General features: G+C 32.2%; 9 protein-coding genes. 8 read left to right on the forward strand and 1 reads right to left on the reverse strand.

The annotated features are described in order from the left end of the window. Nucleotides 1-155 precede the first annotated feature (155 nt). From PXD04_RS19355 to PXD04_RS19390, 8 genes are all read left to right on the forward strand, one after another. Nucleotides 156-6,998 (forward strand): Ig-like domain repeat protein, encoded by a 6,843-nt coding sequence (locus tag PXD04_RS19355; protein WP_323736456.1) that lies wholly within the window; start codon nt 156-158, stop codon nt 6,996-6,998. A 196-nt stretch (nt 6,999-7,194) separates the two neighbouring features. Next, nucleotides 7,195-7,869, forward strand: a complete 675-nt coding sequence (gene pyrH / locus PXD04_RS19360; protein ID WP_323736457.1) for a UMP kinase — start codon at nt 7,195-7,197, stop codon at nt 7,867-7,869. A 15-nt stretch (nt 7,870-7,884) separates the two neighbouring features. Continuing rightward, nucleotides 7,885-8,079, forward strand: coding sequence for a DUF2116 family Zn-ribbon domain-containing protein (locus tag PXD04_RS19365; protein WP_323736458.1), 195 nt, complete (start codon nt 7,885-7,887; stop codon nt 8,077-8,079). A 144-nt stretch (nt 8,080-8,223) separates the two neighbouring features. After that, nucleotides 8,224-8,514, forward strand: coding sequence for a DUF211 domain-containing protein (locus PXD04_RS19370; protein ID WP_323736459.1), 291 nt, complete (start codon nt 8,224-8,226; stop codon nt 8,512-8,514). Nucleotides 8,515-8,588: 74 nt separating this feature from the next. Then, on the forward strand, nt 8,589-9,284 hold the full coding sequence (locus PXD04_RS19375) for an RraA family protein (protein WP_323736460.1): 696 nt from the start codon (nt 8,589-8,591) through the stop codon (nt 9,282-9,284). A 362-nt stretch (nt 9,285-9,646) separates the two neighbouring features. After that, entirely contained in the window at nt 9,647-9,952 is a 306-nt protein-coding gene (locus PXD04_RS19380; protein WP_323736461.1) for a Gar1/Naf1 family protein, read from the forward strand. Nucleotides 9,953-10,580: 628 nt separating this feature from the next. After that, nucleotides 10,581-11,516: a transcription initiation factor IIB gene (locus PXD04_RS19385; protein ID WP_323737479.1), complete on the forward strand. Its 936-nt coding sequence runs from the start codon at nt 10,581-10,583 to the stop codon at nt 11,514-11,516. Nucleotides 11,517-11,950: 434 nt separating this feature from the next. Then, nucleotides 11,951-12,571: a biotin transporter BioY gene (locus tag PXD04_RS19390; protein ID WP_323736462.1), complete on the forward strand. Its 621-nt coding sequence runs from the start codon at nt 11,951-11,953 to the stop codon at nt 12,569-12,571. 118 nt (nt 12,572-12,689) lie between these two features. Here PXD04_RS19390 and PXD04_RS19395 read toward each other — a convergent pair whose 3' ends face one another. Next, nucleotides 12,690-14,600, reverse strand: coding sequence for a carboxypeptidase-like regulatory domain-containing protein (locus PXD04_RS19395; RefSeq protein ID WP_323736463.1), 1,911 nt, complete (start codon nt 14,598-14,600; stop codon nt 12,690-12,692). Nucleotides 14,601-14,749 lie beyond the last annotated feature (149 nt).

The following is a 14,749-nucleotide window of genomic DNA, read 5'->3' on the forward strand; positions in this document are numbered from 1 at the left end:
AAAAATCATAATTCTTTAATTATAATAATAATATAAAATTTATAAAAAATATATTTATTTGAAAAATAAAAATATATAATATCTTTTCAAATAATAAAAAATAAAAATCAAACAAATTTGAAAAGACAAATAAAACCGTAGAAGGCAATACGAAAATGTTTAAACATAACACAAAAACATTTTTATTACTTACATTAATATTCGTGACATTACTCGGAGTGTCAGCTGCCACAGCAGCCACAATAGACAACAACGCAACTGACACAACAAGCAATGCACAGGAAGCTGTATCACAAGCAGCAGATACTGTTAGTGATAATAGCATCCCAACAACAACCGTGAGTAATAAAGAAATAAACAAAAACACGCAAAATAATGTAAAAACAGAAGGCGAAGGCACATTCGCAGACCTTGCAACAGATATCACTGGTAGTGAGGTTACACTCACAAAAGATTATGTACAAGGCCAAGATGAAACTAATATTACTATAACAGAAGACAAAATAATTGATGGAAATGGACATAGTATCACAGCATCCAATGGTATTTTTATAATTGATACTGGAATCACTTTTACTTTGAAAAATACAATAATATATTCAGAATATAGTCCTTCAACAGGTTATCCTCAGGTTTATTTCTCGGATTTATATAATAAGGGAAATCTTGTATTAGAGAATGTTACATTTTCTTATATTAAGCAGTGGGATGAAAGGACTTATGGATATCCAATTAATATGGCTTCAAACTCTAAACTTGATGTAAAAGATTCTTTATTCACAGGATATTCTACTAATGGTGCTATAATATATGCTTATAATCCTGGAGTTTCAATTAAAGTGGATAATTCACTTTTTACAAATTTCAATACTGCAAATGCTGCTATTTATATGAGAACAAGTAATAGTAATTTAACTCTTACTAATTCTAATTTCACAAATGCTGGAGCAAGTGAAGGAAATGGAATTAATTATGGTGGAGCTTTATACCTGAATAATGTTAATCAAAATGCATTAATAGAAAATTGTTTATTTGAAAATATCACTTCTAATACTCGTGGAGCTGCAATGTATATATCAGGTAACACAACAGTTAAAAGTTCAACATTCAAAAACCTCAAACAAATAAGTGCAAGCTATAATGGGGGAGCTATCTGGTTAAATGCAGCAAATACTCAATTGTACTTAGAAGATAATACTATGGAAAACATTATTTCAAATAGTGCAAATGTTTACGTTAATAATGGTAAAATTAATTCAACATTAAAACTTACTGGAGAAAATGTAACTGTTGATCAGGAATCTTCTGTATCCTTAACATGGAATCTTACTGATGACAATGGTAATAGTATTGACTTTAAATCTTCACCATTTATTGTAAAAATTAATGATGAAACAGTTCCACATACAATGGCAAATGGTTCAATTACAGTATCCTTTGATGCAAGTATGGATCCTGGAGTTTATCCGATATCAATTGAGTATGATGATTCAAGGATACTAAGTGATTTAACAGTTCCGGAAACATCATTAACCATAAAAGATATTGGATTATTAAAATATGCTAATATAACAAAAGCATTAGAAGAAGCAACAAGTGATAGTATAACAGTTGATGGTCCTGTTTTCAGAAGTTCTGCTGAAGATAGTATCGTAATCAGTAAACCAATTACCATAGACTTCAAAGGTAACACAATCAATGCAAAAACGGGTAAAGTATTTGACATTAATAATAGTGCAAAAGTAACAATTAAAAATGCTATAATCACTAATGTAGGCAATCCTAGGGTATCTATTTCTAATAGTGAAGGTAGAATAGCAAATATTACTGGTACTGGTACTGATGTAACATTTGAAAATGTAACATTTGAAAATAATAGAGCACCGAACTATTCTTCATCAGCTTATGGAAGTTTCATATTTGTATTCACTGACAATTCAGTAAATTTAAAAAATTGTACTGTGACTAATTGTTCAGGTTCTTTCATAAACAATGTTAATGCAACAGTAACAATAGATGAATCTACCTTTGATAACAATAATTTATATGAAGGATATAGCGCAAGTTGGAATGCTTTAATAGCAAACGGTGGAAAATTAGATATAAATAATTCTAAATTCACAAACAACAGGGTTAACATAGCAGTAATACGTAGTCAATCAAATACATTACCATCAAGCGCTTATGGTGCTTATATTACTTACAGTAACTCACCATTAACTATAGAAAACACATTATTTGAAAATAATTATGCATCAAGTGGAAGAGGAGCAGCAGTAAACACACATAATGACACAACCATTAAAAATTCAACATTCATATTTAATTCACAAGGATCATCCAATGAGGGTGGAGCAATATTATCTGAAGATGGTAATTTAGAAATAGATAGCTGTATATTTGTAAACAACACTGCAAAATACAGTGAATCATGGAGTGGAACTATAACTGTTGGGGAAGGAACAGCAATAGCAAATGAAAAAGGTAACCTCAACATTAAAAACTCAATAATCATATCAAACGTTACACAAGCCAGTGCTATTTACAACAAAGCAAGTGATGTAGAAGTAATGGCAAATGGTAATTATTGGGGAACAAATAATCCTGAAGGAAGATATGCTTCTAAATCTGGTGCAGATGAAATCACAGTAGATAACTGGGTAATACTTAACATCACTGTCGACCCAGAAGAAAACATAAACTATAATGATGAAATAAACGTAAAAACAACACTCAACCAAGTAACTGATGGAACAACAATAACTACTCTGGAAGGAACACTTCCTGATTATGGAGAAGTAACATTCACAGCAAAAGGTGGAGAAATCACAGAAACAACAGTAGAGATGAAAGATGGACAAGCAACAACAAAAATGAAAGTAACAAACAGTCCATTCACAATAACTGCAACATACCCTAACACAGAAGCAGTATACAATGGCGAAGCAACAATGCCAGAACCATTAGTCATCACATTAAATGATGGAAACTGGACATACTACTTCAACGAAGAAGATGGAACAGTAAAAACAGACATAGTAGTGCCAAACAGTGAACTAAGATTTGAAGGAGAATTCAATAATCGTGACATGGTAATAACAATACCATTAAACTTAACCACAGCAGAAGAACAAGCAATACTAAACAATTGTACAATAACAGTAACAGAAAAAGCATATGGTACACTAATCAAAGACATTAAAATGGAAGCAACAGACTACACAGATGCATTAATCACACTCGAAAACACAGAAAACGTAACTATAGAAAACAATAAACTAACAATAACTAACAATGATGAAAAACAATTAACCCGTGCTATTAACGTAAATCGTGGAGAAAATAATATTATAAGAAACAACACTATTAATGTTGTAGGTCCAGAGGAAGACATTGTATATGCAGGAGACAGTATGAGTGATGTAAGCATTATTTATACCGCTGCAATCAGTGCAAACAACAGTAAAGCAATAATCATCGACTCAAACAGTATAACAACAACTAAAAATGATAAACCGGTAACAACATATGGAACTATCTATGGTGTATATGTAACTGGAGATACAGAAAATCTGGGTAGTGATATTCAAATAATTAACAATGAAATCACAACAACAGGTGATGTTTACGTTTATGGTATAATTATAAACTCTATTGAAGAAGCAATAATTGATAACAATACAATTAAAACAACTGGTGAAACATATGCAAATGGTATTCAATTAGGATCATGTGCTAGTTCAACCGTAAGTAACAATAACATAACAGTAAAAGGTAACGAATTTGCTTATGGTATATTAAACAATGGAGCAATGGACTATGACACTTATGAAATATATCTTGCAGATAGTAATATTATCACTAACAATGTAATAAATGCAGAATCTAAAAATGCTCAAGGTATTCAAATTTTCGTGGGTGAATATAATAAAGTTACATATAACAATATTACAATTAATGCAGATAATGGTGTAGGAATTGGTATGGCCGATGCTTCATATGGTGACATTTCATACAACAATATTGAAGTGACTGCTACAATGGAAACTCCTGCAGGTGTAGGAGATGCAATTAAATTTGATACAACCGGAGTAAAAGTACAACAATCTAGTCAACAATTGCATTCAGCAAACTACAATGAAATAAAATTTAACAACATAACAGTTGAAGCTCCTAATGAAGCAATCCCCGCAGTTAATGTAACAATGAGAAGTACAATTGTTGATAACTACCTAGTTTCACCAATGGGAATGGGTAATTCCGCAGTACTTAACACAGCATATTATGGAACAACAATTGAAGATAATAGACCTATATCCGTATCCATAAATTATGATATACTTAATGATGTTGAAGGTAAAGTAGCTATAGAATTATCAGTTCTTGATGAAAAAGGAAATGAAATAGAATCACTAGAAATATTATTAACTTCAGATGATTTACCAAATACTAAAGTAAAATCAGGTAAAGTATTCAAAGACACTACATTAAAACCAGGCGAATACAACATAACAGCTAAATTTGATGGAAACAAAGCATACCAACCAGCAGAAACAGAAATAATCTTAACAGTAATAGAAGATCCAAACAAAACAATCGAAGAATTAAACGACACAATAAAAGAATTAAACAATAACATCACAGACTTAAACAACAACATTTCTAAAGCAGAAGAAAAAATAGCAGAACTCACACAGAATAACACTGAGTTAGCAGATAATCTTACAGCTGCTAATAATAAGATTGAGGAGCTTACTCAGAATAACACAGCTTTAAATGATAAATTAGATCAAGCTAATCAGAACATAACTGAATTGGCTGGTAATCTTTCAGCTGCTAATGCTAAGATTGATGAACTCACACAGAATAACACTGAGTTAGCAGGTAATCTTTCAGCTGCTAATAATAAGATTGGGGAGCTTACTCAGAATAACACAGCTTTAAATGAGAAGTTAGGTCAAGCTAATCAGAACATAACTGAATTGGCTGGTAATCTTTCAGCTGCTAATGCTAAGATTGATGAACTCACACAGAATAACACTGAGTTAGCAGGTAATCTTTCAGCTGCTAATAATAAGATTGGGGAGCTTACTCAGAATAACACAGCTTTAAATGAGAAGTTAGGTCAAGCTAATCAGAACATAACTGAATTGGCTGGTAATCTTACTGATGCTAATGCTAAGATTGATGAGCTTACTCAGAATAACACTGAGTTAGCAGGTAATCTTTCAGCTGCTAATGATAAAATTAATGAACTTGTCCAAAATAACACACAATTAAATGATAAACTCAACGAAACTAATAACAAACTGGATGAAGCTAACCAAAAAATAGTTGACTTAAACAGTACTAACAAAGAATTAGCAGATAATTTAACCAAAGCACAGGAAGACATTAATGATCTAACACAGGCAAACAATAATTTAACCAAAGAATTAAATGATACTAATGCTAAATTGGACGAAGCAAACAGTAAAGTTGATAATTTAACAGATGCTAATGATAAGTTATCTGATGATGTGGCTGCTGCTAATAAGAAAGTTGATGATTTAAGTAAAGCTAACAGTGACTTAAACAACCAATTAGCTGATACCAATAAGAAACTTGACGATGCAAATGCTAAAGTTGATAATTTAACAGATGCTAATGATAAGTTATCTGATGATGTGGCCGCTGCTAACAAGAAAGCAGATGACCTAGCAAGTGCTAATGATAATCTTACTAAACAATTAAACGAAACCAACAAAAAATTTGACGACCTTGCAAAATCAGTAGACAGCCTAGCAAAACAGTTAAATGACACTCAAAACAAAGTCAACGACTTAACTAAAGAAGTAGAAGATAAGGATAAAATTATCGAAGATTTAACAGCTAAGAAAGATACTAAAGTAACAGTAGGTAAAGTTAACACTACAAGCATTGGAAGCAGTGTTGTAATAACTGGTAAAGTAACTGATGCAAGTGGTGCTGCTCTTAATAACATGCCGGTCAGCATAAAAATTAATGCTGCATCCACTAAGGTAGTTACAAGTGCTAATGGTGTATACAAGTACACTACAACTGCATGGAATATTGGAACTAATAATGTAACAGTATCATCCATTGCTAATGATAAGTACACCAGCAGTAGTGCTAAGACCACATTCAAAGTTAACAAGGCAACTCCAAAAATTAATATTGATGCTGTAAGTTCTGTCAGATTCAAGGACAAAGTAACAGTAACTGGTACTTTCACTGATGCTAATGGTAAAGTATTATCTGGTGTTAAATTAACAGTTAAAGTTAACGGCAAATCTGCTAGTGTAAAAACTGCTAAGGATGGTTCATTCAAGTACACTACTACTGCAACAAGTATGGGTACAAACAATGTAACAGTAACTTATGCTGGTAACACCAAATACAATAAGGTTACCAAAAAGGCAACATTCAAAGTTGTTAAACAGGATCTTGTATTAACAGTTGACAGGGTGGCTGCTTCTGTTAAGTTCAAGGATGATCTTGCAATCAGTGGTAAACTTGTTGATGGTAATGGTAAAGCAGTGATGAACACTCAGGTAACTATTAAGATCAATGATAAAACATACAAGGCAAAAACAGATAAGAACGGTTTATATGTTCTTAAGACAAGAGCTACCATTATGGGTGCTAACAATGTAGTTGCTAGTTATGCTGGTAATGCTAAGTATAATAAGGCAAGTGCTAAAACTTCATTTAATGTTGCAAAACAGGATTTACTCATCACATTTGATGAAGTTAAATATGCAAATGGTAAAGTTACTGTTAAAGGTACTTTTATTGACCGTAATAAACGTCCTCTTATGAACAGTCTTACAAGGGTAACATTGAATGGTAAACAGGGAACAGCTAAGACAAACAATAAAGGTACATTCACTTACACTACTAAGGCAAATAAGGGAGCTTACAAGCTCACATTAGCTTATCCTGGTAATGATCGTTACAATGCTTACAGTAAGACCAGTACTATATCCGTAGCTTAAAACATTTACCTAATCTTCATTATATGAGGGGGAAGTATTCTCTTTTACTTCTCTATCATAATTTCTTTTTTTTAGAATAATTTCTTTAATTATAGTTAATTATAAAAATAATTTATTAGATAAATTAGTATTAATAGAACATGTGAATCTTAGGATTTTCATGTTAAATAAAATTTTTATGGAGAATGCTATTAGTATGAGAATAGTAATTACAATAGGTGGATCTATCTTACTCAGAGAGTATGATAACAAAAAGTTTGAAGCGTATGCTGATATTATCAGACAGATTAATGAAGAACATGAAATTTTCATCGTTGTTGGTGGAGGAAGACCTGCACGTGATTATATAGGCGTTGTAAGGGATATGGGTGAAAGTGAGTCCATTTGTGACGAGATTGGTATTCAGGTTACCCGTATAAATGCACGTTTACTTCAACTGGCACTTAAGGATGTTTCATATCCATCAATTCCTACAAACTTCCAGCAGGCACTTGAGTATTCTGCTACTGGTAAAATTGTTATTATGGGCGGTACAGAACCTGCACATAGTACTGATGCTGTGGGAAGCATCCTGGCAGAATATGTTGGAGCAGACCTTGTGGTTAATGCAACGAGTGTTGACGGATTATATGATAAGGATCCTAACAAGTTTGATGATGCAGTAATGTTCAGTGAGGTAACAGCTGATAAGCTCATGGAGATTGTGTCAGGCAATGATACTAAGGCTGGTACTTATGAATTTATTGATAAAACAGCTATACAGATTATTAAACGGTCCGGAATTAAAACAGTAATAGTTAATGGTAATAATCCGGAAAATGTTAGAACTGCTATTACTGAGCCTATTGGTACATTAATAACAAGTGAATAAGTGGAGGGGGAGAATATGGTAGTTGAAGCTCATAGGCATTGTGCAATTTGTGGAAAACCTATACCAATGTCTGAATCATTCTGTTCTGATCAATGTCAGGAACAATTTCAGCTAAGGCAGCAGCAAGTGGCTAAACAGAGAAAGATTATGTATGCTGTGTTTGCAATAGTTATTATTGTTTGGATTGCTTTCATGTTTTTAAGAAAATAATTAACCACCCATTGTTCTAAATATTTTTTTTTTAAACATATTTTTTTTTGGGGGATACTTCATTAAAAGTATATCTTATATAATTAACAAAGTATATTATTAGAATAAAGTAATCGATTAGAATAATCGGAGGATTATATACAAATGGACAATGCTTTAATAAGAGTAGTTTTAGATATATTGAAACCGCATTCACCTTCATTACCATCATTTGCTATGTATTTAAGTAGCCTTGATGGTGTGGATGGTGTTAATATTACCTTGATGGAAATTGATAAGGACACTGAAAATGTTAAAATTACTATGGAAGGACAAGATCTTAACTATGATAAAATCAGGGAAGCAATAGAACATTATGGTGCAAGTGTACATAGTGTTGATGAGGTTGTTGCCGGCAGAAAACTGGTTGAAGAAGTTACAACACCTCAGGATTAAATTTTTTTCTTTTTAACCGCCTAATTTTTTTATTTATATTATTTATTTTTTTAGTACATGGTAAGTGATTATTCATGAGTAAAAATAAGATAACACCAAATAGTATATTACACTTTAATAAGAAAGCAACAGAGGATGAGGAAGTCATCATGGCTGATGAAATAACATTGGATAATATCTTAGAGAAATCAAGTAGTGATAATGTGTCTGATGCTATGAAGAATTTGTATGGGGAGTATGGCCTGGTCAGGGATGTTAAACCATTGAATGGGACTGATAGGGTGTCAGGTTTTATTCGTACTGTTGACACTAACTCCAATGATTGGGGAACATGTATTAAGGGAATATATGCTTGTCAGCCTGGTGAAATATTATTCATCAAGTGCTCTGATGATGAGTATGCTGTGTGGGGTGAATTGGCTTCTAGTGCTGCATATGCTCATGGTGTGAAGGCAACTGTTATTGTTGGAGCATCCAGGGATACTAGTGAAATAATTGAGCTAGGTTTTCCATTATTTTCTCGTACAACAATGTCACGGGCGGGACTTCCATTAAATAGGGGAGTTATAGGTGAAGATTTGCTTATTAATAATCTTGTTATAAGGACTGGTGACTTCGCTGTTTGTGATTCTGATGGTGTGGTTGTTATTCCTAGGGATAAGATTGATGAAGTCTTAGAGGAAGTTAATAATATTAAAAAATTTGAACAAAAAATTATTAAGGAATTATTTGAGGATAATAAGCGTTTGGATGATATTGTTGGCTTTTAATATTTTTTTATCTTTTTATTCTATTTCTATTTTATTTTTTAAGAATTATTGTTACTTTTTTTATGGAGCTTTTTTCATTGTATTGCAATTTACTATATAAATGTATCCAAAAGTATTTATATTAAGACAAGTAAAGTATTATTATATAATTACAGTTAAGTATAAATAAAAGCAATAAAATCTCTATTAAATTAATAGCTGATTTGAAAATAATAATATTAAAATAATCACCAAAAACCATGAAATACGATGAACTCCAAAAACAAACAAGCTCATTCTAGACAATAATATACTTACAGCAAATACAATAGTGTTTATTTTAATCATATTATCATAAAAAAAAATAATAAAAATAATATAAAATGACAAAAAGTAAACCACAAAAAAATAAAATAGGTACAATAAGTCATATAACAAGCACAAACAAGATAATTGTACCCACAAACAAAACCCCCCGGATAGGATCCACAATAACAAACAACAAAAACCAAGCAATAGGACGAATAAACGACATATTCGGAAGCACCAAAAAACCATACATTTCCATAAAAACAAGCCACAAATACAAAAAAGCCAAACCGGGAGAAGAAGTATATCTATCCACACAAAATAAAAAAAGGAGGAGAAAAAATGGCAGGAATTCTAAGAAGAAAAAAACGATTAGGTAGACCCAGAAAAAGCGTGAAAAACACACGAAACACCAAAACTGAAACAAAAACAAAAACCAAGCCAAAGAAAACAACCACCAAAACAGAAACCAAGCCAAAGAAAACAACCACCAAAACAGAAACAAAAGCCAAAAAAACAGAACCAACCAAAAAAGTGGCAAAATCAAAAAGAGGACCCGGAAGACCTAAAAAAACCAAGAAAACAACCCCAACACAAGACATAGAACAGGACGACAAACACACAACAACAATACTAGAAAAACAAGAACCTCCTAAAAAACGAGGCCCAGGAAGACCAAGAAAAAACAAGAAAAAACAAGAAGACAAAAAAGAAGACAAAAAACCGGAAAGCTCAAACAAACAACCAAACCCATTACTAGAAATAATGGACAACTTCAGAGACGACAAAAAAAGAAACACAGAAGATGACTCCTCAAACGACGACCTAGGAGACTTCATGTCAGGATCCATGGGAAGCACAGATGTAGTAATGCCAGAAGACTCAGACATAGAACTCATGTCAAACTCAGACCTCGACGTAGAAGAAATCATAAAAATCGACACAACAGACTCCGAAGAACTAGAACGAGAACTGGACAACCTCTCAGGAATATCAGAAAAAGAACAAATGAAAGAAGACGTGGCAGAAATGGAAAAACAAGAAACCATCTGCCCAGAATGTGGATCAACAAAACTAATCAACGACCATGAAAGAGGAGAAGTAGTCTGTGGGGCATGTGGACTCGTAATAGATGATAACATAGTGGACATGGGACCAGAATGGAGAGCATTCGACCATGAACAAAGAGACAAACGTACAAGAGTAGGAGCACCAATCACCTACACAATACACGACAAAGGACTCTCCACAATGATTGACTGGAGAAACAAGGACATCTATGGAAGAGACATACCAGCAAGAAACAGGGCACAATGGTACAGGCTAAGAAAATGGCAGAGAAAAATAAGAATCAGTGGAGCAACAGAAAGAAACCTTGCATTTGCATTAAGTGAACTGGACAGAGACTCCTCAAGACTCGGACTGCCAAGATCAGTACGTGAATCAGCATCAGTAGTATACAGGAACGCAGTAGAAAACAAACTCATACGAGGAAGAAGTATTGAGGGAGTAGTGGCAGCATCACTATACGCAGCATGCAGAAGATGTAAAGTACCAAGAACACTCGATGAAATAGCCGATGTATCACGTGTAAGCAAGAAAGAAGTTGGAAGAACATACAGGTTCTTAACCAGAGAATTACATATCAGATTACCTCCAACAAGTCCTATAGATTACGTTCCAAGATTTGCAAGTGAACTAAACCTTTCAGGTGTAGTGCAATCTAAGGCAATAGAAATAATTAACAAGGCAATGGACAATGGACTAACTAGTGGTCGTGGACCTACCGGTGTTGCAGCAGCAGCATTATACATTGCAAGTGTACTCTTGGGTGAAAGAAAAACTCAGCGTGATGTTGCAGACATTGCGGGGGTAACAGAAGTTACAATACGTAACCGTTACAAGGAATTAACCGAACAATTGGATGTTGGAGTAAACCTATAACACTCCATATTCACCATTTTTTATTTTAATCATCTACACCAAATTATTATTAAAACTGGTTTTATAAGAGTAATTCAAAATACTCATAACAATATTCATTAATACTGATAAGACTTAACACTAACATGATAATAATCAGTCATCTAATCAATATGATGAAAGAATTGTTCACTTCATATTCTTGAATGTTATTATTAATATCAAAACAAAAGTTTACAAGCAATACAATCAACCAAAATCAGATAAAATTAATTTTCACAGAATAATTTAAACCAAATTTTAAACCAAAATAATAATAACTATTAGAAACTAATAATAATATGGTAATAACTTTAAAAGTAAACCAATTTTAATACTCTTGTAATACAATAAAATAACACATAAACAAAAAAACAAGTATTACAAGAATATAATCAAAATAATGAGGTAATAATATGCCTATAACATCAAATATTGATAAACTCCACCAAATACAATACTCATGGTATTCCTGGAGAAACAATGCAAGCACAACAACAATGGTACTACTATCATTCGCAGTAGCATGCTTCACAGGACTAATGGCACAAGTATCAATTGCAATACCATGGAGTCCAGTATTAATAACCTTCCAAACATTCGCAGTACTCCTAGCAGGAGTATTCCTCGGAGGTAAATACGGTGGATTCAGTATGATACTCTACACACTGCTCGGTATAATAGGAATGCCATGGTTTACCAACATGAACCACGGACTATCATTCATATTCGCAGCAAGTGGAGGATACATCATAGGATTCATATTTGCAGCAACATTCATAGGATACATGTTCGACCACTATGTCAATGCTAGAAAACCTGTTCAAACAGTAATACTAATGCTAATAGCAAACTTTGTATTCATATACATCCCAGGATTAATAGGATTATACAATGCAATGCTAGCAAAAACAGGTACACCATTAAGCCTAACCCAACTATTACTCATGGGAGTAGTACCATTCATAGTAGGAGACTTAATAAAAATAGCATTAGCATCAGGAATCACAACATCAATCCTACCAAAAGAAGAATAAATAACACATTCTTCTTACTAATTTTATTTTAAAAAAATTTTTTGTTCTAAAAAAAAAGAAGAGAATAATATTACATCATTAATTGAAGTAATAATAGGGTTAAACTAATAAGTATCTATTATAAGTAAACATAGTTTTCCCGTTCAAAATCAGTTAACTTTTTCATAGTAAGATCTACCTTATACGGAGTGAACTTCTTACTGTGAGTAACAGAAATATGTGTTTCGTCTTTATAAGTGTCCATCATAGTGATAATATTACCTTTATCATCTTTTAAATAAAATTTTGCCTTAACAAACTTATGAACTGGCATACCATAATCACTAAATAGTGAAATATCCGAGGTAATTGACTCATCTCCAACAAAATCATTCATGGAATAAGTTTCATATCCTTTATCAATTACACTATCATTTGTATAAGGTATAGTTAAACTAGATTCTGCAACATCATAAACATAAAATGTTTTAGTTTCACTTGAATTATATGATTCGTTATTTCCAAAGTACTTAACCGTAATATTATTCACACCCACAGTATCTGCCTTAAATTTTATATTAAAACTATTTAAATTATCTAAACGGATTTTACGTTTGTCTTTATTATTTACTGTAATTTCTATTGGCATATTATTTATATATTCACTTGAAGGATATACATATCCGTCAACACTAACATTTTTTCCAAGTTCAAAAATACCATTGTGATCTATGATAATCTCAGTATCCATTTTTCCAACATTAAAAGTTTTCAATACACTTGAAGGATAATAATTATCATTTCCATTAAATGAAATGTTTAATGTCATTTCTCCAACGACTTTCGGATAAAGAATATCAGAGAACACACCTTCATCATCTGTATGTAAATAATAATAGTCTTCATGATTAATATCTAATCTGGTGTTCTTTAGAATATTTCCCTTTTCATCAACAAATTTTCCCCATATTTCTGTATACTCCTCTGCTTTTATGTTTGCAGAGGTTTTATTTAAAATAATTCTGGTCTTTAATGGTGTGACATTAATTGTTGTACTTGCCTTTGTAGGTGAATAATATGTGTTTCCATTGTAGCTTACCGTTATATTGTGTTTTCCGGTTTTCTTTGCAGGGATGTTACGTTTGAATAATCCGTTTTTATCTGTTTTTGTCGTGTAATTTTTTCCGTTAATGTTAATTTTGAGGCGCGTGTTAATTAATGCTTTGTTGTATGCGTCCAGATATTTTCCGCTTATGGTCATGTTTTCCTTGTATTTGGTTGCACTGATGGTGTTGAGTTTTATGTGTGTTGGGTTAATTTTAACATTAAATACTGTTTTTGTCTCTGTTTTTGCATATTTCTGGTTTCCCTTGTAGCTTACTGTTATATTATTGTTTCCTATTGTTTTGGCTTTGTATTTGTAGTTGAAGTGTCCGTTTTTGTCTGTTTTTGCATGGTACTTTTTATTGTTTACTTGTATTGTTAGTATCGTGTTTTTTAGTATGTTCTGGTCTTTGTCCTGGTAGTATCCGCTTATATTGGTGTATGTGTTGTAGTATGTGTCTGGTACTTTGTCTAGTTTTATTTGGGTGGCTTTGCTTGTTACTTGGAAGGTGCTCTTGATGCTTGTTCCGGTGTATCTTTTGTTTCCAGGGTAGGATATGATTACCTTGTTTGTTCCGGGAGTGTTTGCCTTGATTGTGTACTTGTATGTTCCTTTGTTGTTGGTTTTTGTTTTGTATGTTTTGTTGTTGACCTTTATTTGTAGGAGTGTGTTTTTTAATTTTCTGCCATTAGCATCTTCATAACTGCCTGTTATGGTCGTGTTTTTCTTGTATTGTGTGTTTTTTATTTTGTTTAGTGTTAGTTTTGTCTTTATTTTTGATGTTGTACCTGTATTATTAACTGTTTTTGTAATGATTTTGTTTTCCTGTTTTTGTATCAGTTTGTTGGAATCATCCTTGCTAACATTTGTTGCACTTGTAATTCCTATCAGTAGTGTTGTTAATAAAACTAGTAGTAACATCATTTTAATTTTCTTGTTAAACATAATATCATCTAGTTTCACATTTTTGTTAATTTATATTTATTGTTTTTAAATGATATTATATTTACTGTATTAGTTAAATAATTTATTTGTTTAAATTATAAGTTTTGGAAAAAAATTAATGTTGGAATATTATTACTTGATTGTAATAA

Source organism: Methanosphaera sp. ISO3-F5 (assembly GCF_034480035.2).
In the GTDB taxonomy this organism is placed as follows: Archaea; Methanobacteriota; Methanobacteria; order Methanobacteriales; family Methanobacteriaceae; genus Methanosphaera.

What these genes read in the sequence shown, in the direction of transcription:
- PXD04_RS19355 (WP_323736456.1), top strand. Translation starts at nt 156, where the DNA reads ATGTTTAAACATAACACAAAAACATTTTTATTACTTACATTAATATTC.
- PXD04_RS19385 (WP_323737479.1), top strand. Translation starts at nt 10,581, where the DNA reads ATGAAAGAAGACGTGGCAGAAATGGAAAAACAAGAAACCATCTGCCCA.
- PXD04_RS19395 (WP_323736463.1), bottom strand. Translation starts at nt 14,600, where the DNA reads ATGTTTAACAAGAAAATTAAAATGATGTTACTACTAGTTTTATTAACA.
- PXD04_RS19375 (WP_323736460.1), top strand. Translation starts at nt 8,589, where the DNA reads ATGAGTAAAAATAAGATAACACCAAATAGTATATTACACTTTAATAAG.
- PXD04_RS19365 (WP_323736458.1), top strand. Translation starts at nt 7,885, where the DNA reads ATGGTAGTTGAAGCTCATAGGCATTGTGCAATTTGTGGAAAACCTATA.
- PXD04_RS19390 (WP_323736462.1), top strand. Translation starts at nt 11,951, where the DNA reads ATGCCTATAACATCAAATATTGATAAACTCCACCAAATACAATACTCA.
- PXD04_RS19380 (WP_323736461.1), top strand. Translation starts at nt 9,647, where the DNA reads ATGACAAAAAGTAAACCACAAAAAAATAAAATAGGTACAATAAGTCAT.
- pyrH (WP_323736457.1), top strand. Translation starts at nt 7,195, where the DNA reads ATGAGAATAGTAATTACAATAGGTGGATCTATCTTACTCAGAGAGTAT.
- PXD04_RS19370 (WP_323736459.1), top strand. Translation starts at nt 8,224, where the DNA reads ATGGACAATGCTTTAATAAGAGTAGTTTTAGATATATTGAAACCGCAT.